We start from the raw sequence: 22,189 nt of genomic DNA, 5'->3' as shown, positions 1-22,189 counted from the left end.
CGGTGGTGCGGTTGGTAGTTGCCTCGGACAAGTTCAAGGGCACCTTGACGAGCGCCGAGGTCGCGGACGCGGTCCGCGTCGGGGCACAACGAGTCTGCCCCGACGCGACCGTGGTCTCCGTACCGGTGGCCGACGGCGGCGACGGCACCCTCAGCGCCGCCGTCGCCGCCGGCTACACCCACGTCCCGGTCGTTGCCTCCGGCCCCACCGGCGAGCCGGTCTCGAGCGGGTACGCCAGGTCGGGCGACACCGCGGTGGTCGAGTTGGCCGACGTCTCCGGCCTGGTCCGCCTCCCCAACGGCATCCCGGCTCCCCTCACCGCCACGTCGTACGGCACCGGCGAACTGATCGCCGCAGCCATCGACGCCGGCTGCACCCGCATCATCCTCGCCATCGGCGGCAGCGCCTCAACCGACGGCGGTCAGGGTCTCATCCGGGCCTTGACCGAAGCCGGCGGACTGCCCGCCGCGCCCACTTCCCCGAGCACCGCCCCCGGCGGGCCGGCCTCCGCCTCCACCGCCTACAACCTAGCTTCGGGCGGGGCGGGATCGGGCGGAACGCTTGATCTGAAGACGCTCCGGCGGCGAATGCGGGGTGTGCAGGTGGTGGTGGCTTGTGATGTGGACAATCCGTTGACCGGGCCTCGGGGTGCGGCTGCGGTGTACGGCCCGCAGAAGGGGGCTGACCCGCAGCAGGTGCTCGAGCTCGACGCGGCGCTCGGCGAGTGGGCCGACCTGGTCGCCCGCGAAACCGGCCGCGACCTGCGCGACACCCCAGGTGCCGGAGCAGCCGGCGGCGTCGGATTCGCCGCGCTAGCACTGCTAGACGCCGAACTCCGCCCCGGAATCGACCTGGTGCTGGAAATGGTCCGCTTCCGCGAACAACTCACCGGCGCCGACCTGATCGTCACCGGCGAAGGCGCCCTCGACGAACAAACCCTCCACGGCAAAGCAGTCGCCGGAGTAGCCGCGGCAGCCAACGGCATCCCAACCGTCGCCGTCTGTGGCGTCAACCACCTCGAAGCACAGCAACTCCAGAACCTCGGCGTCTCCGCGGCCTACGCGCTCACCGACCTGGAGCCCGACGTACGGCGATGTATCGCCGAGCCACGCCCGCTACTCGAGCAGCTCGGCGAACGGATCGCGGTCGATCACCTTACGATGGCACGAACGGCGAAAGGGACCCCATGAGTCTTCTGGATCTTGTGATTCGGGCCCGCCGGGTGGTGCGGGCGGGCGGGGAGCAGCCGGCCGCGGTCGGGGTGCGGGACGGGCGGATCGTCGCGATCTCGCCGTACGACGCCGAGCTCGACGCCGCGACCGAACTCCGGCTCGGCGACGACGAAGTACTGCTGCCCGGCCTCGTCGACTCGCATGTGCACGTGAACGATCCCGGTCGCACCGACTGGGAGGGGTTCACCTCCGCGACCAAGGCCGCCGCGGCGGGCGGCGTCACCACGATCGTCGACATGCCGCTGAACAGCATCCCGCCGACCTGCGACGTGCCGGCGCTCACGCTCAAACGCAAGACCGCCGAGACCCAGTCGTACGTCGACGTCGGCTTCTGGGGCGGCGCGATCCCGGGTAACGTCCCCGACCTTCGCCCGCTGCACGACGCCGGCGTGTTCGGCTACAAATGCTTCCTCCTGCACTCCGGTGTCGACGAGTTCCCACCCCTCGACGCGGACCAATTGGCGGCCGCGATGCGCGAGCTCAGCACGTTCGACGGCCTGCTGATCGTGCACGCCGAGGACGCCCACCGCATCGACGAGGCAACCGAACCGAACGGCGCGAGCTACGAGGCCTTCCTCAACTCCCGCCCCCGCGTGGCCGAGAACGAGGCGGTCGCCCAGGTCATCGAGCTCGCCCGGGAGACCGGCTGTCGCGTGCACATCCTGCACGTGTCGAGCGCCGACATCCTCCCGCTGCTCACCCAGGCCCGCAACGACGGCGTACGGATCACGGCGGAGACCTGCCCGCACTACCTGAGCTTCACCGCCGAAGACATCCCCGACGGCGCCACGCAGTACAAGTGCTGTCCGCCGATCCGAGAGGCCGCGAACCGCGAACTGCTCTGGGAGGGGCTGCGCGACGGCACGATCGACCAGGTCGTGTCCGACCACTCGCCGTCCACCATCGACCTGAAGCACCTCGACACCGGCGACTTCGGCACCGCCTGGGGCGGGATCGCGTCGCTCCAGCTCGGCCTGCCCGCCGTCTGGACCGAGGCGCGCCGCCGTGGCTTCACCCTGGCTGATGTCGTCCGTTGGATGGCCGCCGCCCCGGCCGCGCAGACCGGTCTGACCATGAAGGGCGGGATCGAGGTCGGGTACGACGCCGACTTCTGCGTTCTCGCCCCGGACGAGACCTTCACCGTCGACGCGCACCAGCTCCAGCACAAGAACGCGATCACGCCGTACGACGGACGCACGCTGACCGGCGTCGTCCGGAGCACCTGGCTCCGCGGCGCACCCGTCGACATCGCCGTCGACCCGCGCGGCCGCCTGCTGACCCGAGGAGAACGATGAGCTACTACGCGCCGAAGGGCGGCCTGCCCCCGCAGACCGACCTCACCACCGACCGCGCGGTCTTCACCGAGGCGTACGCCGTCCTGCCGCGCGGCACCATGCGCGACATCGTCACCAGCCGGCTGCCGTTCTGGGACGAGACCCGGTTGTGGGTGATCGCGCGGCCACTGTCCGGGTTCGCCGAGACGTTCTCGCAGTACATCGTCGAGGTCGGCCCGGGTGGCGGGAGTGACAAGCCGGAGACGGATCCGGCCGCCGAGGCCGTGCTGTTCGTTGTCTCCGGCAACCTTGTGCTGACGGTCGCGGGGGAGAAGCACACGCTGGTCGAGGGCGGGTACGCGTACCTGCCGCCGGGCGGGGACTGGACGGTGCGGAACACGAGTGACGCGGCCGTGACGTTCCACCTGGTGCGGAAGGCGTACGAGCGGATCGACGGGATCGACGTACCGCCCGCGCTCGTCACCAACGAGGTGGATGTCGAGGGTCGGGAGATGCCCGGCACCGAGGGCCGCTGGAAGACGCAACGGTTTGTGGACCCGGACGACGTACGGCACGACATGCACGTCAACATCGTGTCGTTCGAGCCGGGCGGGGTGATCCCGTTCCCGGAGACGCACGTGATGGAGCACGGGTTGTATGTGCTCGAAGGCAAGGCCGTCTACCTGTTGAACAAAGACTGGGTAGAGGTCCAGGAAGGCGACTTCATGTGGCTCCGAGCCTTCTGCCCACAGGCCTGCTACGCGGGTGGTCCCGGTCGGTTCCGGTATCTGCTGTACAAGGACGTGAACCGGCACCCCAAGCTCACGCTCTGACGCTGACCGGGCGTTGGGGTGAGGGGAGGGGGTCGGTGATCAGGCGGGCGTGGCGTTCTACGTCGTAGCGGGTGCCGTCGTAGGTGAGGCGTTGGCGTTCGACGCCTTCGGAGAGGAAGCCGGCGCCGGCGGCGACCGCGCAGGAGGCCGGGTTGTTCAGGCGGTGGCCTAGTTCGAGGCGGTAGAGGCCGGCGTCGTGGTGGGCCCAGTCCGCGAGGGCGCGCAGCGAGTCCCGCGCGACGCCCTGACCGCGGACGTCCGCGAGCGTCCAGTACCAGGTCCAGCCGACCCGGTGCCGGTCGATGTTCGTCACCCCCACGCACCCGATCGGATGGTCGTCGGCGTCCGCGACGGCGTACACGTGCCCGTTGTCCAGGTCCGCGACCCGCCCGATCCAGTCGACGGCGGACGCGCGGTCCACGATCCCGCCCTGATTCACCATCTCCGGATCGTCATGGGCGACCACCAGCCGCAGCGCGTCACCAGTCCGCCACCGCCGGAGCCCCAGCTCCCCGAGCGCGTATCCCATCCCTCGAAAATACCCCCGCACGGCTCCCGCCATCCGGCCGTCCGGCGCGTTCAGGCCGGCGGCGGGAGAGGATAGGCGGCATGGGATATCTGGATTTCAGGGATCAGGTCGTGGTGGTGACCGGGGCCAGCAGCGGGATCGGCGCCGCGGCGGCGGTGGGGTTCGCCGAGACCGGAGCGGCGGTGGCACTGCATTACTACCGCAACGAGGAGGGCGCGAAGCACACCGTGGGCGCGGTGCAGACGGCCGGCGGTACGGCGTCCTTGCACCAGGCGGACCTCGCCGACCCGAAGGCCGCGGACGCGTTCGTCGACGAGGTGCTCGCGCAGCACGGACGGATCGACGTACTGGTGAACAACGCCGGCGACCTGGTCAACCGGTCCGCGATCGCCGACGTACCGGACGAGGAGTTCCACCGGATCCTGGACGTCAACCTGACCTCGGTGTTCGCGCTCTCCCGGCGGATCGTGCCGGTGTTCCGGGCGCAGGGCGGCGGCTCGATCGTCAACGTCACGTCGATCGCCGGGCGGACCGGCGGGGCCGGCGGTTCGGTGGTCTACGCGACGTCGAAGGGCGCGGTCAGCACCTTCACCCGCGGCCTGGCCAAGGAGCTGGCGCCCGAAGGCATCCGGGTGAACGCGATCGCTCCCGGCGTGATCAAGACCCCGTTCCACGACCGCCACACCGCCGACGCCCAGATGCAGGCCATGCTCACCACGATCCCAATGGGCCGCACCGGCACGCCCCACGAGTGCGTCGGCACCATCCTGTTCCTCGCCTCCGAGCGGATGTCCTCCTACATCACCGGCCAGATCATCGAGATCAACGGCGGCCAGCTGACCCCATAACCCACTTTGTGCACCGTTCGACCAAAAATCGGCCGCGAAAATGATCGAACGGTGCACAAAGTCGCCTTGCTAGCGGGACAGCGTGCGGTAGCGGTGGGCTGAGAGGGGTAGGAAGACGGCGATCAGGACCGCGGGCGCGATCAGCGCGGCGAGGCCGGCGTGGGTGCCGATCCAGGTTGCGGTGGCCGATGGGTCGGGGTTGCCGAACAGGGCGCGGGCCGCCGTGGCGGTGGCTGACAGTGGGTTCCACTGGGCGATCGTGCCCAGCCAGGCAGGCATCGTCGACGTCGCGACGAACGTGCTGGACAGGAACCCGACCGGCCACACCAGCACCTGCACCATCGTCACGCTCTGCGCGTTCTTCACGGTGAGACCGATGAAGATCCCAACCCACAGCAACGCGAACCGCAGCAGCAACAGCAGTCCGAACGCGGCCAGCGCCGACGGCAGCCCTTCGTGCCACCGCCAGCCGAGGGCCAGCCCGGTCGCGGCCAGGACGATCAGTGTCACCACCGAGTCGAGCATGTCCGCGATACACCGCCCGAGCACTACCGCCGCGGAACTCATCGGCAGCGACCGGAACCGGTCCGTCACCCCCTTCGAGACGTCGGTCGTGACCGCGGTCATCGTGCCCTCCAGCCCGAAGAGCATCGACAGCGCGAAGATCCCGGGCACGAGCAGTTCGTAGTACGACGAACCTTCGGGGGTCTCCATCGCCCCGCCGAGCAGCCCGCCGAACAGCAGCAGCATCAGCACCGGGAAGAACCAGTTGAACAACACCAGCCCCGGCTGCATCCGCCAGTGCGTCAACGTCCGCCGCGCGATCGTCCAGCTGTCCGCGAGCGCCCATCCGAGGCCGGTCATGCGGCGTCTCCGGTCAGGTGCAGGAAGACCTCGTCCAGGGTCGGCCGCCGCAACGTCAGGTCCTCCGGTTCGATCTTTGCCTCGTGCAACGAATTCGCCATCGCCACCAGTGCTTTCGTGCGATCCTTCACCGGCACACTCACCCGGACGTCCTGCACCCGGATCTCCCCGTCCGCGAGCGGCCCGGCCAGCTCCACGACCCGCGGTACGTCGGCCGGATCCGTCAGGACCAGATCCAGCCAGTCCGACCCCAGCTGCGTCTTCAACTCGTCCGGTGTCCCTTCCGCGACGACCTTCCCCTCCTTCAGCATCGAGATCCGGTTCGCCAGCTGATCCGCCTCCTCCAGGTACTGCGTCGTCAGCAACACCGTCGTACCGCCGTCGACCAGTTGCCGTACGGCGGACCACACCTCCATCCGCCCGGCCGGGTCGAGGCCCGTCGTCGGCTCGTCCACGAACAGCACCCGCGGTGCCACGATCAGGCTCGCGGCCAGGTCGAGCCGCCGCCGCATCCCGCCGGAGTACTTGCTCACCACCTGCCCCGCCGCCTCGGTCAGGCTGAACCGCTCCAGCAGCTCGTCAGCCTTCTGTACCGCCTTGGCCTTCCCCAGATGGTTCAGCCGGCCGAACATCACCAGGTTCTGCCGCCCGGTGAGCACCTCGTCCACCGCGGCGTACTGCCCGACCAGGCCGATCCGCCGCCGTACCTCCGCCCCTTGCCGTCGAACGTCGAATCCCGCGATCGTCGCCGTCCCGGAATCCATCTCCAGCAGCGTGGACAGGATCCGCACCGCTGTCGTCTTACCGGCGCCGTTCGGGCCGAGCAGGCCCGTCACCGTGCCGGCCGTGACCTCCAGGTCGAAGCCGTTCAGCCCCGCACCCTCCGTACCGCCCTGGTAGTTCTTCCGTACGCCGGCGGCCTCGATCACTCGCTCCGTCGTCACTTCCCACCTCTCCACTGGTTGAGCCGTAGAGTGTACCGTACATTGTACGGCTCAGGTACGATGCATCCAACGACGAGCGGCGGAAGAAGGTTCCGGGTGGCGGGTAGGAAGGCGGCTGCGCCCGATCCGGCGCGCAGTCTGGCGCTGCTCTGGGGAAGTCACACCAAGCCCGGCCGCTCCGGTCTGACGGTGCGCGCGATCGTCGACGCGGCGATCGCGCTCGCGGACGTGTCCGGACTCGAGGCGCTGTCGATGCGGACCGTCGCCGAGCGGCTGAAGGTCGGCACGATGTCGCTCTACACGCACGTCCCCGGCAAGGGTGAGCTGACCGACCTGATGTTCGACCAGGCGTACGGCGACCTGTACGCCGACCCTGATGAGCCGTTGAACCAGCCCGGCGGGTGGCGCGGCGCGCTCGAGTTCATCGCGCTCCGCAACTGGGAGGTGCTGACCGCGCACCCGTGGATCCACGAGGTGCCGACGATGCGGACCGCGCTCGGCCCGAACATCACGCGCAAGTACGAGACCGAGTTACGTCCCCTGGACGGACTGGGCCTGACCGACGTCGAGATGGACTCGGCCCTGACCCTCGTCCTCACCCACGTCGAAGGCACCGCCCGCGCGGGCGCTGAACAACTCCGCACCCAACGCGACTCCGGCCTCTCGGACGAGGAGTGGTGGCGTCAGATCTCCCCGACGCTCACCACAGTCATGTCCGGCACCCACTTCCCGACGGCCGGCCGCGTCGGCACCTCAGTGGGCGAACACTTCCAGTCCGCCATGGATCCTGCCCACGCCCTCACCTTCGGCCTGGCCACGATCCTCGACGGCCTCACCCCGCTGATCAGCTCGCGGTCAGCTGTTCAGTAGGTCTTCGAACGGGGTCGGGTTCTCGAACGGATCGGCCTGGGTCGGGGTTTCGTGGTGCAGGGCGGCCACCAGTTCGCCGGCGGCCTGGGCGATCCGGGGGCGAAGGCCCGCAGCGTTCGGGCCCCAGTCGGTGGACGCCGCGTACACGCCGGTCGCGACGGGGAGCGCCTTGAGGTAGGCGAACAGCGGGCGGAGGGCGAATTCCAGGACGAGTGAGTGGCGTTCGGTACCGCCGGTTGCGGCCAGGAGAACGGGTTTGCCGGCCAGAGCCCTGTCGTCGAGGACGTCGAAGAACATCTTGAACAGGCCGGAATACGATGCGCTGAAGGTCGGGGTGACCACAATCAGCGCGTCGGCTGCGGCAACCGTCTCCAGGACATCGCGCAGCTTCGCCGGCGGGAACCCGGTGAGCAGGTTGTCGGTCAGCTCGTGCGCGTGATCGCGGACCTCGATCAGCTCGATCCGGGTGCCGATGCCGCGACCGGACAGCTCGTCGCGGACCGCGTCTGCCAGTTGGTCCGCGAGCAGCCGGGACGACGACGGCGTCGTCAGCCCGGCCGTCACCACGGCGATGACCTTCTCGTTCATCGGATCGGCTCCTCGATCGTCTCCAGGTCGCGTGCCCGCTCGGCCGCGGCCTTCAGGGAAGCATGCGTCGGCGCGTCCGGGACATGGGCCGGCTTCAGTGCGGCGAACTCCTTCCGCAGCACCGGAACCACCTCTTCGCCGAGGATGTCCAGCTGCTCCAGCACCGTCTTGAGCGGCAACCCGGCGTGGTCCATCAGGAACAACTGCCGCTGGTAGTCGCCGACGCTCTCCCGGAAGCTCAGGGTCCGCTCGATCACTTCCTGCGGACTGCCCACGGTCAAGGGCGTCTCCCGGCTGAAGTCCTCCAGCGACGGCCCGTGCCCGTAGACCGGCGCGTTGTCGAAGTACGGCCGGAACTCGCGGACCGCGTCCTGCGAGTTCTTGCGCATGAACACCTGACCGCCGAGTCCGACGATCGCCTGGTCCGCGGCGCCGTGCCCGTAGTGCTCGAAGCGCGTGCGGTAGAGCTCGATCATTCGCTGCGTGTGGCTCATCGGCCAGAAGATGTTGTTGTGGAAGAACCCGTCACCGTAGTACGCCGCCTGCTCGGCGATCTCGGGTGACCGGATCGAGCCGTGCCAGACGAACGGCGGTACGTCGTCGAGCGGCCGGGGCGTCGACGTGAAGCCCTGCAACGGCGTACGGAACTTGCCTTCCCAGTCGACGACGTCCTCGCGCCACAACCGGCGCAGCAGCGCGTAGTTCTCGACGGCGAGCTGGATGCCGTTGCGGATGTCCTGCCCGAACCACGGGTACACCGGGCCGGTGTTGCCGCGCCCCATCATCAGGTCCACCCGGCCGTCGGCCAGGTGCTGCAGCATCGCGTAGTCCTCGGCGATCTTCACCGGGTCGTTGGTGGTGATCAGGGTCGTCGAGGTGGACAGGATGATCTTCGACGTCTGGGCCGCGATGAACCCGAGCTGGGTCGTCGGCGACGACGGCACGAACGGCGGGTTGTGGTGCTCGCCCTGTGCGAACACGTCCAGCCCGACCTCTTCGGCCTTCAGCGCGATCCGGACCATCGCCTTGATCCGCTCGCCCTCGCTGACCGTGGTCCCCGTCGTCGGGTCCGTGGTCACGTCCCCCACGCTGAACACGCCGAACTGCATCCGTCCTCCTCGGTAGGTAGTTAACTATTAAACCATTAGAACGCCAGTCGGCCGCAACTCATTCCAACCGGGAGGTCAGAGCGAGTGCGGCCTCAGGAGTTCGTCGTCGCCGGTGAGGGCGGCGGCGATCCGGCGATGTTTGCCGGCCTCGTCCGGACGGGACTGCCGTTCGAGCGTGCGCGCCATCATCAAGTGCGCGTAGTACTCGGTGGGTTCGCGTTCGATGACCGCGAGGAGGTGTTCCTCGGCGGGCTTGAGGAGAGCGGCGTGGTAGTACGCCCGCGCCAGCAGCAGCCGGGTGCCGACGTCGTCGGGCGTGTCGTCGACCACCGGCTGCAGCGCGCGGATCGCGCCGCGGTAGTCACGTTCCTCGAAGTACTGCTGTCCGAGGCCGTAGCTCAGTGCGCGCATGTCTTCCATGCGCCGCTCAACAGCGGCGGTGCGGCGAATATGCCCAGGTCAGGCGGCATCCAGGAGCGCGACCTGCTCGGGTGTCAGTGGCAGGTCGACCGCGGAGTACGAGTCGCGGATGGTTTCCGGGCGGCTGGAGCCGGGGATCGGGATGACGACCGGGGACTTGGCGAGCATCCAGGCCAGGGTGAGCTTCTGCGGGCTGACGCCCAGCTCGGCCGCGAGGGTCTGGAAGGCGGGGTACTTCGCGCCGAGTTCGCTCGCGTTGGTGATGCCGCCGAGCGGTGACCACGGGAGGAACGCGATGCCCAGCTCGTCGCACAGTTCCAGCTCGGGTTCACTCGAGCGGAATTTCGGGGAGAACTGGTTCTGCACCGACACCAGCCGGCCGCCGAGGATCTCCTGGGCCTGCTTGATCTGCGCGGGGTTCGCGTTCGAGATGCCGGCCATCCGGATCTTGCCCGCGTCGAGCAGGTCGCGGATCGCGCCGACCGAGTCCTCGTACGGCGTCTTCGGGTCGGGCCGGTGGAACTGGTACAGCCCGATCGCCTCGACACCGAGCCGCTTCAGCGACGCCTCGGCCGCCGCGGCGAGGTACTTCGGGGACCCGTCCAGTTTCCAGCTCCCGTCGCCGGGCCGCAGATGCCCGCCCTTCGTCGCCACCAGCACGTCCGAGGTGTCACCGCCGTACGACGCCAGCGCCTTGGCGATCAGGCTCTCGTTGTGACCGTCGTCGGTCGCGGTCAGGTGGTACGCGTCGGCGGTGTCGATCAGTGTGATCCCGGCGTCCAGCGCGGCGTGGATGGTCGCGATCGACCGCTCCTCGTCGGGCCGTCCCTCGATCGACATCGGCATCGCGCCGAGTCCGATCGCGGACACCGCGACGTCACCGATCCGGCGGGTCTTGTTCGTGTCAGCTGCCATACACCTAACCTCCCGCGCCCTGACTGCGAAATCCAACAGGAATCTCCGCAGGGATTCAGTGCTCCGAGTGGTCAATGTAGTCAGAGGCTTACAAAATGGAGAGTTATTACGTAAGAATGTGGCGGAAAGCGCTCGCCCCGGAATCTCGCCCCTGGAATCTCGCCCTGGATCGGAGCCCCGCCTGTGCCTCCTCCTTCCCGCCGGACCTTCCTCCAGGTGACCGGCCTCAGCGCGGCTTCGGTCGCCCTCGGCGTCTCGGCTCCGGCGACCGCCGACGCCAGCCCGGCCCGGCCGATCCCGGACGGCGCGTTCGCCCTCGGTGTCGCGTCCGGTGATCCGCGACCCGACGGCTTCGTGTTGTGGACCCGGCTCGCGCCCACCCCGCTTGCTGTCGACGGCCACGGTGGCATGCCCGCCAGTCAGGTTCCGGTGCAGTGGGAGGTCGCCGACGACAGTCGCTTCCGGCACGTCGTACGGCGAGGGCTCGCGATCGCCTCACCCGATCTCGCGCACGCCGTCCACCCGGAGGTGCGTGGTCTCCGGCCGGGCCGCGAGTACTTCTACCGCTTCCGCGTCGGCACACAGGTCAGTCCGGTCGGCCGCACCAAGACCCTGCCGGCGTACGGCGACCAGTTCACGTTCGCGACCGCGTCCTGTCAGGCCTGGTACCACGGCTACTTCGCCGCGCATCGTGACATCGCCCGCCGCGCTCCCGACGCGGTGTTCTTCCTCGGCGACTACATCTACGAATACGGAATCGTTGCCGGCGACAACCTGTGGCGCGCGGGCGTCACGGTCGGACCCGAGCACGGCGTCGAGATCGAGACACTGGAGCAGTACCGCCTGCGCTACAGCCTCTTCAAGACCGACCCCGATCTCCAGGCGGCCCATGCCGTCGCGCCGTGGTTCCTGGTCTGGGACGACCACGAGGTGCAGAACAACTACGGTGCGGCCAACTCGCTGTACGGCGTACCGCCCGAGCTCTTCGTCCATCGCCGGGCCGTCGCGTACCGCGCGTACTACGAGAACGCGCCGCTCGCGCTCGACAGCCTCCCGCAGGGCCCGGACGGCCGCATCTACCGCCGCTACGACATCGGCTCCCTGGCCAGGGTCCACCTCCTCGACACCCGCCAGTACCGCGACCCGCTCCCGGTCGACGAGGCCGATCGCGTGTCGGAGCAGCGCACGATCATGGGCGCCGAACAGGAGACCTGGCTGTACGACGGACTTCGCCGCTCGCGGGCACCGTGGAACATCGTCGCGGGCGGTGTCGTACTCAGCGCCGTCACCGACGACCGCACCGAGCAATGGGACGGCTATCCGGCCAACCGCCGCCGTGTGCTCGAGGCGATGGGCGGCGCCGGGACGTCGGTGATGCTCACCGGCGACATCCACCGCCACGTCGCGTCGGAGCTCAAACTCGACTTCGCCGATCCCGCCTCGCGGACCGTCGGCGTCGAGCTGGTCTGCTCGTCGGTCGGCTCGAACGGCGACGGCACCGACACCGACGCGTACGCGAAGGACTGGCTGCAACACCCGTACATGAAGCTCTACAACGCCCGGCGCGGCTACGTGCACAGCACGATGACCCGCTCCGAGCTGACCACCGAGTTCGTGAACTTCCCGTACATCCAGGCCGACGCGAATGCCCAGCCGAACGTCGTCGCCCGGTTCCGCACGCCCGCCACCGATCCCCGCCTGGAGGCACTGTGATGCGTCGACCACCAGCTATCACCGGCCTGCACGGCGCCGGCGGCATCAGAATCGTGACCCTCCACTGGAAGCCGGTCTCGTGGGCGACCGTCGTCGACCACTACGCCGTGTACGCCGACGGTGCCCTGATCGGCAAGACCGTCTACCCGCACTTCGTGCACCGGGGCCTCGGCTTCACCGGTGTCACGAGGTCCTACTCGGTCGTCACGGTCGATGCCGCAGGCAACAGATCCGCGCAATCGGGCCCAGCGGCCGTCGCGAACCTGACGTCCGTCACGATCTCCGGTACGCCGATCGCGACGGTCGGCACGTTCGACGGCAAGGGCTCCGAGCTCGCCCTCTCGCCGAAGGGGTATGCCGAGTACCCGACCCGCTTCCCGGCGGACGTCGACTACACGTTCGGTACGTCGACGCCGGCCGCGGACTGGTCCTACCTGCTGCCGGGTCCCGCGGACAAGTGGGCCGGCACGAAGAACCATCGCGCCACCTTCCGCTTCGACCTTCCCGCCGTACCCGAGCAGGATCTCGACCTCGCGCTGTGGCTGATCGACAGTCACGCCAGCCTCGCGGCGTCGGCACTCCTGACGATCAACGGCACCGAGTTCGGCCGCCTGACGTTCGCGAACGGCGCGACCAAGGGATCGACCATTGCCGACAGCACCTATCCGGGGTCGCCGCTCAAACCGTCGTACCTGGAGGTGCCGTTGCCGAAGGCCCTCTTCCGTGCCGGTCAGAACGTCCTGGAACTCTTCAAGGACCAAGGTTCCTGGATCGCGTACGACGCGCTCGGTGTCTTCGGTCGGTGATCAACCAGGAAGGTCGAGGCGCTGGGTGCCGACCACGGACAGGAGCTTGAGCGCCTCCTCGGACGGGGAGCCGGGAGTCGCGGTGTAGATGATCACCTGCTGGTCGCAGTCCGGTATCGCGAGCGCGTCGCAGTTCACCGTCACCAGCCCGACGACGGGATGCTGAAACGACTTGCACAGCGTCGGTTCGGCCGCGATCTCCCGTGCCTCCCACAGCTCGGCGAACGCCGTACTTCCGGCCAGCAGGTCCGCGATCAGCTCCCGGATCTCCGGATCGTCGGGGTACCGGGCCGCGGTCGCCCGCAGCTGGTTGACCGAGCTCCGGGCGAAGCGGCGGCCGTCCACGACGGAGTACACGTGCTGATCTTCGGTGAGGAAGGCGCGCCGGATCAGATTCCGGTCGCGGCGGGAGCGGACCGAGAAGTCCTCCATCAATGCGGTGGCCAGGTGGTTCCAGGCAATCACCTCGTACGAGGCCGACAGGACGATCGCGGCCGCGTTCGGCAGCCGGTCGAGAAGGTCGAGGATGCTCTGCCGTACCTCCCGCGGCGGTCCGGTCGGCCGCACCGGTGGAACCCCGGCCAGGTGGTGCAGATAGTTGCGCTCAGCATCGGTCATCCGGAGCGCCCGGGCCAGCCCGGCCAGCACCTCACTCGACGGATGTGGTGCGCGGGCCTGCTCGAGGCGGGTGTAGTACTCGGTGGAGATGTACGCCAGTTGCGCGACCTCCTCGCGGCGCAGACCCGGCGTACGGCGGCGTCGCCCGGCCGGGAGACCGACATCCGACGGGGTCACCCGCTCCCGTCGGCTGCGCAGGAATGCCGCCAGTTCCGCCTTGTCCACGTCATCCAGTCTGCCTCGCCGCGCCGGGTTAACCAGGTACTACCGATGCCTGGTTACCGGCCCGCGCAGCGCGAAGGCTCGAAGACATGGACAAACTGCTCGACGACAAGGTCGTCTTCATCACCGGTGCGGGTCGCGGGATCGGTGCCGCGGCCGCGCGGCTGTTCGCCGCCGAGGGCGCCCAGCTGATGCTCGCCGCCCGCACAGAATCCGAACTCGCCGCCGTCGCAAAGGAGACCGACGCGCGGTACGTCGTCTGCGACCTGGCCGACCCTGACTCGGTCCGCGCCGCGGTCGACCGGACCGTGGCGGAGTACGGACGCCTCGACGCCGCCTTCAACAACGGCGCGATCGGCCAGCCACCCGGTCCGATGGACGGGCTCAGCCAGGAGTCCTTCGACCAGGTGTACGCCGTGAACCTCCGCGGCGTCTGGTCCGCGATCGTCGCCGAGGTCACCGCGATCCGGGCGACCGCGGGGCGCGGCAGCATCGTCAACACATCGAGCGTCGGCGGATTCGCCGGCAACCCGGCGCTCCCGGCGTACGGGGCGACGAAGCGGGCCGTGAACAGCCTGACGGAGTCGGCGGCGATCACGTACGGCCCCGAGAACATCAGGGTCAACGCGATCGCCCCGGGCACCACACTGACCGAGATGCTGCAGGATTGGGACCGTGCGACGCCCGGTGTCATCGACGGGCTGAACGCGCGGACCCCGCTCGGGCGCGGCGCCGACCCGAGCGAGGTCGCCCAGGCCGCCGCCTGGCTGCTCAGCGACCGGGCCTCCTACGTGACCGGTGCTGTGCTGCGGGTGGACGGCGGCCTGGGCGTGTGATCAGGCCGAGTGGACGTGCGGGCGGCGGTCCTCGACGACGTACGTCGCGCGGGTGCTGATCGTGGCGCCCGGCGTCTCGACGTACGGCACGACCCGGAAGTCGTTCCGCCACTCGTGCTGGTCGATCGTGACGCGCGAGTACCCGCGCTGGGAGTTGAAGAACTTCAGGTGCGGGTTCGCGGCCAGGAACTGCTGACCCTGGTCCGTCGTGTCGGCGCCGTTGCCGCCGCTCGTAATCGACGTACCGACGAACTCGGTGCCGACCGTCGCGGAATCCGGGTTCGCGAAGTCGCGTTTCAGTTCGAGCGCGTAGTTCTGGTGCCGGTCGCCGGTGATCACCACCAGGTTGCGGACGCCGCTGTCCTGCGCGGCCGCGAGCACCTTGTTGCGCTCGGCGACGTACCCGTCCCACGGGTCCAGCCAGACGTGAGTCTCCGGGCCCGGCGTCCAGTCGGTCTGCCCCATCGGGGTCTGGTTGCCGATCACCTGCCAGCGCGCCTTCGAGCGGCGGAACCCGTCCAGCAGCCAGGCGCGCTGCTTGCCGCCGAGCATCGTGTTGTCCGGGTCGAACCGGTCGTCGCAGGTGGACGAGTCGCCGTCGCCGCACGGCTGGTCGCTGCGGTACTGGCGGGTGTCGAGGATCGTGAAGTCCGCGAGCCGGCCGTACGGGAGCCGGCGGTGGTAGCGGATCTCGGGCCCGGACGGCATCTGCTCGTGCCGCACCGGCAGGTTCTCGTACATCGCCTGGAACGCCTGGGCGCGGCGGGCCCGGAAGACGGCCGGGTCCTGGTCCGGCTCGGTGTCGATCTGGGAGATGTCGCCGGCCCAGTTGTTCTCCACCTCGTGGTCGTCGAACGTGTGGATCCACGGGTGCGCGGCGTGCGCGGCCTGCAGCGGGGCCTCGGTCTTGTACAGCGAGTACTGCAGCCGGTATCGCGCCAGGTCGAACGTCTCGGTGTGGAACCGCGGGTCGGTGGTCACGCCGCGCTTGTTCGTCTTCACACCGGACTCGTAGAGGTAGTCGCCGAGGTGCACGACCAGGTCGAGGTCCTCGTTCGCCATGTGGTCGTACGCCGTGAAGTACCCGTCCTGCCAGGCGTTGCAGGACGCGAACGCGAACCGGACCTCGTGCGGGTTCGCCAGCGGGTGCGGCGCGGTCCGGGTCCGGCCGGTCGGCGAGACCTCGTGACCGGTGCGGAAGCGGTAGTAGTACACGTGGTCCGGCAGCAGGCCGTGGATCTCGGGGTGGACGCTGTGCCCGAGTTCGGGGGTCGCGACGACGCTGGAGCGCCGTACGACGTGGCGGAAGTTCTCGTCGTACGCGACCTCGTACTCCACCCGGACCGGGCGCGCGGGCATGCCGCCCTTCCCGTCGACGGCGTACGGATCGGTGGCGAGACGGGTCCACAGCACGACCCCGTCGTACCGCGGATCGCCCGAGGCGACCCCGAGCGTGAACGGGTTGCCGGTGCCGGACGGGGCCGCATACGTGGTCGAGGCGTCCCAGGCCCCGGTGCCGAGCAGAACGGCGCCGGCGCCCGCACCCCCGTACCCGAGGAAGCGACGGCGGGAGACAGGCATGTGATTCCTCCAGGGGAAGGGCGGTTCGGAGAGCGCTTGTCAGTGTTCAGCCGGTGGGTGGCGGTGGCTTGTCGCGGAGGTTAACGGTCATGCTCGGTAAATTAACGAGAGCGAACGGTACGATCCGGGGCTTCGCTAGGCTGGCCCGAATTGCCGACTACACGGGGAGCTGACAGATGCCGTACGAACCGTGCCGCTACGCGCGCCGGTGGCCGGACCTCTTCGACCAACTCGACGACGAGCAGAAGCAGCGGGTCAGTGACGCGCTGGCGAACAACCGCCTCGAGGGCTGGGAGCCCGGCCGGGACGACGTCGCCGATCTGATCGATCGCGAACTGGGCCGGATCGACACCGCGGAGTACATCCGCCGGACCCTGTCGAAGGTGACCGGCGGCGAACCCGCGTGACCGAAGAGGTCTCTCCGGAAGAAGCCGCGGAGGCCGCCGCGCGGAGGGAGCGCTGGAACGCCTACCTGTGGGAACCCGGCAGCTGCCTGAAGAACAAGCTCGACATCAAGAACCCGCTCGAGCTGCACTTCGCGGAGTACAGTCTGCGGGCCGTCCGGCAGGGCGAGATCGACCGCGGTGAGGTCGACATCCCGCGCACGTACGACAAGGCGCACCTGCAGGCGATCCACAAACACATGTTCCAGGACGTGTATGACTGGGCCGGGAAGTTCCGGGACGTGGGCCTGTCCAACCACGGCAACGCGTTCGTACCGCCCGAGCGCCTGGACAAGTGGACCGACAAGGTCAGCGCGAAGGTCAACGAGAAGGACTGGTCGACGATGTCGCGCGAGGAGTTCGTGCAGAGCATCGCCGAGGTGTACAGCTACCAGAACCTCACCCACCCGTTCCGCGAAGGAAACGGCGCGACCGCTAAACAGTTCATCAGCCAGGTGTCCGAGATGTCGCCGTACCGCCTCGACTTCGACCGCGTCGAGCGGGACGAATGGAACGCGGCGTCGAGTGCGTCGTACCCGCCGGACCTGGAGAAGAGCACCGACCCGGACCCACGCAAGATGTACGCTGTCTTCGACAAAATGACCGTCGAACGCGGCGCCGTACTCCGCGCCGACCCGGAACTCGCGGCCGCCCTCGCACTCCAGAACTCGACGTACGCCGGCGTCGAAGAGTCCGAGCACATCGACATCGACGACAAACGCCCAGGCACCCACGCCGTCGAGCAGGAGGCCGAGGCGGAGGCCGAACACCAGAACTGACCTCTCGGGCGGACGGTTCCGGTCGTCCGGGCAGGATAGGCGGTATGCAGACCGACGAACGGATTCGCCGTGCCCGGCCGGACGACGTACCAGCGATCGTGGAGCTGGTGTACGCACTCGCGGAGTACGAACGGGCCCGCGAAGAGTGCCACCTGACTGCCGACCAGCTGCAGACCGCCCTCTTCGGCGACAACCCCGCGCTCTTCTGCCACGTCGCCGAACACGAAGGCCAGGTCGCCGGCTGCGCCCTCTGGTTCCTGAGCTTCTCCACCTGGCGCGGCGTCCACGGCATCTACCTCGAAGACCTCTTCGTCCGCCCCGAAACCCGCGGCACCGGCCTAGGCAAAGCCCTCCTCACCGCCCTCGCCCAGGAATGCGTCACCAACAACTACGAACGCCTCGAATGGTCCGTCCTCAACTGGAACACCCCCGCCATCGACTTCTACAAGTCCCTAGGCGCCAACCCCCAAGAAGAATGGACCACCTACCGCCTAACCGCCCAACCCCTCAAAAACCTAGGCTCATAACCAGAACAAGGTGATGAACCCCGCGCCACTACGCGCGGCTCCTCCGTCGCCGTGCTACGCGCCGCTCCCACCCACCCCGAACTGCTTCCCCGCACAAGGAGCACCGTCCCGGGCGAGTCGACCGCCCCGGTTCGGCGCATGGGCCGCGCGGTCGGCCGGTTGTCGGGGGAAGGGACACCCGCCGGGGGCGGCGGACAGGTTATATCGGGTCCTACCCCACCAGAACCTGTCTCACGGGCCCCGCCGCTCGCCCGCCCCGGGGAGCAGGTGGGTCGACCAACCCTCACGGACCTTCCCTGGTGAGGAAGATCTGACGGAGCTCGCTCAGCAGTTGGGTCTTGTTGGTGAACGGCCCGAGGCCGAGCCAGGTGGCTGCGATCGCGGCCCAGAGTGGGTCCTCGTCGCAGGCCGCCGTGACCATCAGCGTGGTGTTCTCGAAGGGGTCGAGTTGGTCGTCCCACCGGTCGGGCCTGCTCCTGAGGACGAGGGTCACCTGCGCTTCCGTGCCGGGTGGGAGCGAGGGCAGTGGACCGTTGAGCGCGTCGTACAGCTCATCCCCACGGTCCATCCGGTCGAGGATCGCGGCGATCCTCTCGAGCCGACCGAACCCGGCCTCCACACACGCTCTCCGCGCGACCCAGCGAGCGATCCCCCGGAGAGTCTCAGGATCGGTGCGCTCGAAAGCATCCACCAACGCCCGGTCCACCGCCGACAACTCCCGAGCGAACCGGATGTTCTCGATCCGCTCGCTCGGCAAGACCCCACCCCAGGCCGCCGCATACTCCGCGAGTCGTTGCGCCTCGGCCTGCCGTGCCTTCTCCAGCTTCATCTCGGCGAACTGGGCCGGTGTCGGCTGTTCACGCGCGGACTTGTGCCAGTACGCCGCCTGCTTGCTGGTCTCCTTCACCACCCGATCCGGCGCAGGCCGAGCCGGCCAGAACTGCAACAGATAACGGTCGACCAGCGGCTCACCGTCCATCGGCGGTCCGGCCTGGTGGCCAGCGTCCATGTTCCAAGCGGAGTACCGCACGCGGTAGTCCACCCCGGGTTCGAGCTCCAGCGGCCACGGCCCGCCGCTTCCTCCCCAGCTGACCAACGCCGCGTCACCGATCGGCCGGTACGCCGCCTCGACAACGTCCTCCGCGCTGTACTCGACCGAGGGCATCCTCTCGTGCACCTCGACCGTAAAGCCGACTCTGCCGGTATGCAGCCCGGTGACCAGCCACAACTTCCCCGCCACCGCGGCCCCACACAGCCCGTTCCGCTGCCCGGCGAAACACTCCCCGAGGTCGGCGTAGTTCTCCGCACTCTCCACATAGATCTGGCTGTACGCGACCCGCGCCGGTCCCGTCATCACCGTCCGCATCAGCTCAGGTCCGGGAAGGCTTGGCGGAGCTCGGTGATCACTTGGTGGCCGTTGCCGACTGCGTCGATGGTGCGGAGCAGGGTGTCGATCGCGGCGTCCAGCGGGTCGTCGTCGTACGTCGAGTCGATGACTGTCAGCGCCTGCAGCGGCTCGCTGAGGTCGCGTGGCCAGGTGCCCCCGAAGGTGGACACGAGGATGGGCCCGTCGGTTGCGAAGGTGCCGGGCGGCGGGGCGGTCAAGTCGCGCGGACCCAGTCCCTGGTCCATCTGGTCCAGCCGCGTGGCGATCCAGTCGGTCCGATCCAGACCGGTGGCGACGCAGCCGCGCCGCGCAGCCCAGCGGGCGATCCGGACCAGCGTCTCCGGGGTCGCCCGATCCAGGTCGTCGAGCAGCGGCCGGTCGTACTGCACCAGCAGGACCGACATGTACTTGTCCTGAATCCGCTCGCTGGGGATGCTGCCGCCCCACGACTCGAGGTTCCTGGCCTCCCGCTCCTCCGCCTCGCGACGTTCGCGCGCCCGCCGCAGCTCAGCGCGCTGCTCCGGCGTCGGCGGCGGCGGCGTCTTCCGCGCGACACCGTGCCAGTACGCCGCCTGCGCGCTCGTCTGCCTGATCACGCGATCGGGTTCCGGCGGTGCCGGCCAGAGCTGCAGCAGATACCGATCGACCGGTGGCTCACCGTCCTCCGGCGGCGCGGCCTGATGACCTGCGTCCATTCCCCAGCCGCAGTACCGCGCGCGATAGTCGACCAGCTCAAGTTCGAGCGGCCAGTACCCGCTGTCGAAGCCGCTCAGGAAGGTCTCCCCGAGCGGTCTGAACGACGTCTCGACGATCTCCTCCCAGCTGTCGTCGATCGGCGGCGCATCGTCGTACAGCTCCACGCCGAAGCCCACGTCTCCGGTGTGCAGCCCGGTCACTAGGAACAGCGTTCCCTCGACCGCGGCGCCACACAGACCGTTCTGATGGCCGGCGAAGGACTCAGGCAGCTCCGGGTCGCGCCCGCCGCTCTGCACGTAGAGCTGCCCGTAGTGGACAGACGCGGGTCCAGACATCAAGGTGCGCATCATTCGATCCCCCAGATCAAGAGGACCTATTTGAACCACAGGTGCCTCCCCCGATTCAACTGTCAAAAGTGGCAAACAGGAGGCGGACAACGCTCTGGTCCGGCAGGATGATCCAGCATTTGTCCCGGAGCAGCGAGGATGCGCGGAGATGGCTGGTGAGTTGCGGGTCACCGAGGTGGACGGGGTTCCTGTCTACTGGGTGCCGGGTGAGCGCCGGATGCGGGCCAGCTTGTGGTTCCGGGGCGGTCTGGCGGACGAGACCCTGCCCACACGCGGCTGGTGGCATCTGCTCGAGCACCTGGCGCTCCACGACCGCGACACGATCCGCGCACCGATCAACGGGCGCATCACGATGCTGCACACGACCTTCGACGCCGAAGGTGAACCCGACGACATCGTGACCTTCCTGCAGGACCTCTGCGGCTGGCTGGGTGCTCCGGGCTTCGGCGACCTGGAGCACGAGCGGCGAGTCCTGCGTGCCGAGAGTGCGAGACGACGTCCGGGGCCTGTCGAGCTGCACATGTTGTGGCGGTACGGCGCCCAGGGCCCGGGACTCGTCGCCTATGACGAGTACGACTGCAAACCGCCGATCCGGAGCGGTTGCGGGCGCTGGCGGCGAAGGCGTTCGCGCGCGGCAACGCCGTACTCGCACTGACCGGTCCGCCGCCGGCGGGTCTGCGGCTTCCGCTGCCCGACGGTCCGCGGTTGCCCGGCGGGTCCGCTGTGCCATGCGATCAGGCACTGCCGCTTGGCTTCGCTGGGTCTCCGGGGTCCGTCGTGATCTCGGGCGTGCTTCCACGATCGACCATCGGTCCCACGCTGGGGCGGGCACTGCGGCGCGGACTGGAGGACGGGTTCCGGCACGGCGCCGGAGTCGGATACAGCGGGTGGGAGTCGTACGAACTCGTGGACGCGGAGAATGCGATGCTCGCCGCCGGGATCGACATCCTGCCCGAGGCGCGACGGACTGTCGTTGCCCAGACCTTGGACGTGCTTCGCCGGTTGCGGCAGCGCGGTCCGGACCGGACCGAGTTGCGCGACGATCTGGATCAGGAGATACGGCGGATCAAGACCGAGCCGGCGGAGCACTGGATGCCCTATCTCGCGGCACGTGAGGGGTTGCTCGGTCGTCCGGTGCTGGACCGCGACCAGCTGGTTGCGGAGGCTGAGGCGATCACGGTCGGCGACGTCCGCCAAGCGGCGGACGCGTTGTGGGGCAACCTGCTGCTGTCGGTCGATCCGGACGCGACCGCCGATTCGCGGCTGCACTGGAATCTTCGCGCGCCGGCCTCCAGGTCGAGGCCGACCGGACGACGCTTCAAGCCCGCCGGCTGGCCGGTCGTGGACGGCGACCTGACCGTTGGCCCCAGCAGCGCGCAGATCGAGACAGGATCCGCTGAGACCTCGGCGTCGTACGACGATCTGGCGGTCGTGGTCGCGTATCCGGACGGCGGCCGGCACCTCGTCCGTCGCGATGGATGCCAGTTGCACATCGAGCCGGCGTGCTGGCGGAACGGTCAACAGGCCGTGGAAGCCGTCGATGCCGCCGTCCCCTCGGCGTTGCAGGTCCTGATGCCGCCCCGCGATCCCGAAGGCATCCCCCGCAGCGCGGTGACGTGGCGCCACCAGGCGACGTACCTGCTCAAGAAGCCGGCCGTCTGGTGTGTCCTGCTCTGCGCCGCAGTGGTCGTCGTTGGCCTGGTCGGCGGCCTGACGCTGCAAGAGATCGCCCCGCGCGTCGCCGTCGCCGCGCTCGCGAGCACCGTCATCGTTGCCCTCAACAACCTTCGCAGGGCCTGACCGATCAG

The 22,189-nt window shown here is 68.9% G+C and carries 24 protein-coding genes; 13 read left to right on the top strand and 11 right to left on the bottom strand.

The window, feature by feature from the left end; translation table 11 throughout:
* Nucleotides 1–2: 2 nt before the first annotated feature.
* The 3 genes from E0H92_RS00305 to E0H92_RS00295 are packed head-to-tail and all read left to right on the top strand — an operon-like array spanning nt 3 to nt 3,339.
* On the top strand, nt 3–1,190 hold the full coding sequence (locus E0H92_RS00305; protein ID WP_202873476.1) for a glycerate kinase: 1,188 nt from the start codon (nt 3–5) through the stop codon (nt 1,188–1,190).
* Nucleotides 1,187–2,527, top strand: coding sequence for an allantoinase AllB (gene allB, locus E0H92_RS00300; protein WP_202873475.1), 1,341 nt, complete (start codon nt 1,187–1,189; stop codon nt 2,525–2,527). The genes E0H92_RS00305 and allB overlap by 4 nt, the downstream gene beginning before the upstream one ends.
* A complete protein-coding gene (locus E0H92_RS00295; RefSeq protein ID WP_131468759.1) occupies nt 2,524–3,339 on the top strand; it encodes a bifunctional allantoicase/(S)-ureidoglycine aminohydrolase in 816 nt (271 codons plus the stop codon). Before allB ends, E0H92_RS00295 begins: the two co-directional genes overlap by 4 nt.
* On the opposite strand, the gene E0H92_RS00290 is transcribed toward E0H92_RS00295, so the two are convergent.
* Nucleotides 3,329–3,868: a GNAT family N-acetyltransferase gene (locus tag E0H92_RS00290; RefSeq protein WP_131468761.1), complete on the bottom strand. Its 540-nt coding sequence runs from the start codon at nt 3,866–3,868 to the stop codon at nt 3,329–3,331. The genes E0H92_RS00295 and E0H92_RS00290 overlap by 11 nt on opposite strands.
* Nucleotides 3,869–3,948: 80 nt before the next feature.
* Between E0H92_RS00290 and E0H92_RS00285 the strand changes: the two genes are divergently transcribed.
* Nucleotides 3,949–4,716, top strand: a complete 768-nt coding sequence (locus E0H92_RS00285; RefSeq protein ID WP_131494988.1) for an SDR family NAD(P)-dependent oxidoreductase — start codon at nt 3,949–3,951, stop codon at nt 4,714–4,716.
* Nucleotides 4,717–4,785: 69 nt separating this feature from the next.
* On the opposite strand, the gene E0H92_RS00280 is transcribed toward E0H92_RS00285, so the two are convergent.
* Both E0H92_RS00280 and E0H92_RS00275 read right to left on the bottom strand, forming a co-directional pair.
* A complete protein-coding gene (locus E0H92_RS00280; RefSeq protein ID WP_131468765.1) occupies nt 4,786–5,580 on the bottom strand; it encodes an ABC transporter permease in 795 nt (264 codons plus the stop codon).
* The gene (locus E0H92_RS00275) at nt 5,577–6,524 is read right to left on the bottom strand and encodes an ATP-binding cassette domain-containing protein (protein ID WP_202873474.1); all 948 of its coding nucleotides are present in this window, start codon (nt 6,522–6,524) and stop codon (nt 5,577–5,579) included. Before E0H92_RS00275 ends, E0H92_RS00280 begins: the two co-directional genes overlap by 4 nt.
* A 96-nt stretch (nt 6,525–6,620) precedes the next feature.
* Here E0H92_RS00275 and E0H92_RS00270 point away from each other — a divergent pair, with 96 nt between their 5' ends.
* Entirely contained in the window at nt 6,621–7,394 is a 774-nt protein-coding gene (locus tag E0H92_RS00270) for a TetR/AcrR family transcriptional regulator (RefSeq protein WP_202873473.1), read from the top strand.
* Here the strand turns inward: E0H92_RS00270 and E0H92_RS00265 are convergent.
* From E0H92_RS00265 to E0H92_RS00250, 4 genes are all read right to left on the bottom strand, one after another.
* A complete protein-coding gene (locus E0H92_RS00265; RefSeq protein WP_131494986.1) occupies nt 7,380–7,982 on the bottom strand; it encodes an FMN reductase in 603 nt (200 codons plus the stop codon). The genes E0H92_RS00270 and E0H92_RS00265 overlap by 15 nt on opposite strands.
* Nucleotides 7,979–9,091, bottom strand: coding sequence for an LLM class flavin-dependent oxidoreductase (locus E0H92_RS00260; protein WP_131468771.1), 1,113 nt, complete (start codon nt 9,089–9,091; stop codon nt 7,979–7,981). Before E0H92_RS00260 ends, E0H92_RS00265 begins: the two co-directional genes overlap by 4 nt.
* A gap of 75 nt (nt 9,092–9,166) precedes the next feature.
* The gene (locus E0H92_RS00255) at nt 9,167–9,511 is read right to left on the bottom strand and encodes a tetratricopeptide repeat protein (RefSeq protein WP_131468773.1); all 345 of its coding nucleotides are present in this window, start codon (nt 9,509–9,511) and stop codon (nt 9,167–9,169) included.
* A 39-nt stretch (nt 9,512–9,550) separates the two neighbouring features.
* Entirely contained in the window at nt 9,551–10,426 is an 876-nt protein-coding gene (locus E0H92_RS00250; RefSeq protein WP_131494985.1) for an aldo/keto reductase, read from the bottom strand.
* Between the two features lie 216 nt (nt 10,427–10,642).
* Here E0H92_RS00250 and E0H92_RS00245 point away from each other — a divergent pair, with 216 nt between their 5' ends.
* Entirely contained in the window at nt 10,643–12,139 is a 1,497-nt protein-coding gene (locus E0H92_RS00245) for an alkaline phosphatase D family protein (RefSeq protein WP_238173250.1), read from the top strand.
* Nucleotides 12,139–12,945 carry a polysaccharide lyase family protein gene (locus tag E0H92_RS00240; protein WP_131494983.1) on the top strand — a complete coding sequence of 269 codons (807 nt, stop codon included), beginning with the start codon at nt 12,139–12,141 and terminating at the stop codon, nt 12,943–12,945. The genes E0H92_RS00245 and E0H92_RS00240 overlap by 1 nt, the downstream gene beginning before the upstream one ends.
* Here E0H92_RS00240 and E0H92_RS00235 read toward each other — a convergent pair whose 3' ends face one another.
* The gene (locus tag E0H92_RS00235) at nt 12,946–13,788 is read right to left on the bottom strand and encodes a helix-turn-helix transcriptional regulator (RefSeq protein WP_131468781.1); all 843 of its coding nucleotides are present in this window, start codon (nt 13,786–13,788) and stop codon (nt 12,946–12,948) included.
* An 86-nt stretch (nt 13,789–13,874) separates the two neighbouring features.
* Between E0H92_RS00235 and E0H92_RS00230 the strand changes: the two genes are divergently transcribed.
* Entirely contained in the window at nt 13,875–14,621 is a 747-nt protein-coding gene (locus E0H92_RS00230) for an SDR family NAD(P)-dependent oxidoreductase (RefSeq protein ID WP_131494982.1), read from the top strand.
* On the opposite strand, the gene E0H92_RS00225 is transcribed toward E0H92_RS00230, so the two are convergent.
* A complete protein-coding gene (locus tag E0H92_RS00225) occupies nt 14,622–16,202 on the bottom strand; it encodes an alkaline phosphatase D family protein (RefSeq protein WP_131494981.1) in 1,581 nt (526 codons plus the stop codon). It lies immediately after the preceding gene.
* Nucleotides 16,203–16,378: 176 nt separating this feature from the next.
* Between E0H92_RS00225 and E0H92_RS00220 the strand changes: the two genes are divergently transcribed.
* Genes E0H92_RS00220 through E0H92_RS00210 form a run of 3 tightly spaced genes read left to right on the top strand, consistent with a single transcriptional unit; the run spans nt 16,379 to nt 17,951 of the window.
* Nucleotides 16,379–16,609 carry an antitoxin VbhA family protein gene (locus E0H92_RS00220; RefSeq protein ID WP_131494980.1) on the top strand — a complete coding sequence of 77 codons (231 nt, stop codon included), beginning with the start codon at nt 16,379–16,381 and terminating at the stop codon, nt 16,607–16,609.
* Complete coding sequence (locus E0H92_RS00215; RefSeq protein ID WP_131494979.1) at nt 16,606–17,424, top strand: Fic/DOC family protein; 819 nt, start codon at nt 16,606–16,608, stop codon at nt 17,422–17,424. Before E0H92_RS00220 ends, E0H92_RS00215 begins: the two co-directional genes overlap by 4 nt.
* A 44-nt stretch (nt 17,425–17,468) precedes the next feature.
* A complete protein-coding gene (locus E0H92_RS00210) occupies nt 17,469–17,951 on the top strand; it encodes a GNAT family N-acetyltransferase (RefSeq protein ID WP_131494978.1) in 483 nt (160 codons plus the stop codon).
* Between the two features lie 283 nt (nt 17,952–18,234).
* Here E0H92_RS00210 and E0H92_RS44595 read toward each other — a convergent pair whose 3' ends face one another.
* The gene (locus E0H92_RS44595; protein WP_131494977.1) at nt 18,235–19,305 is read right to left on the bottom strand and encodes a hypothetical protein; all 1,071 of its coding nucleotides are present in this window, start codon (nt 19,303–19,305) and stop codon (nt 18,235–18,237) included.
* Between the two features lie 11 nt (nt 19,306–19,316).
* Nucleotides 19,317–20,369, bottom strand: coding sequence for a hypothetical protein (locus E0H92_RS00200; RefSeq protein WP_165549654.1), 1,053 nt, complete (start codon nt 20,367–20,369; stop codon nt 19,317–19,319).
* A 160-nt stretch (nt 20,370–20,529) separates the two neighbouring features.
* Here E0H92_RS00200 and E0H92_RS00195 point away from each other — a divergent pair, with 160 nt between their 5' ends.
* The gene (locus E0H92_RS00195) at nt 20,530–21,036 is read left to right on the top strand and encodes a peptidase M16 family protein (RefSeq protein WP_131494975.1); all 507 of its coding nucleotides are present in this window, start codon (nt 20,530–20,532) and stop codon (nt 21,034–21,036) included.
* A complete protein-coding gene (locus E0H92_RS00190) occupies nt 20,982–22,181 on the top strand; it encodes a peptidase M16 family protein (protein WP_165549653.1) in 1,200 nt (399 codons plus the stop codon). The genes E0H92_RS00195 and E0H92_RS00190 overlap by 55 nt, the downstream gene beginning before the upstream one ends.
* Nucleotides 22,182–22,189: the final 8 nt, after the last annotated feature.

The organism is Kribbella speibonae (assembly GCF_004331375.1).
Classification (GTDB): domain Bacteria; phylum Actinomycetota; class Actinomycetes; order Propionibacteriales; family Kribbellaceae; genus Kribbella; species Kribbella sindirgiensis.
Note: the sequence above shows the minus strand (reverse complement) of the source record. Positions and strands in the feature narration are given on the sequence as shown.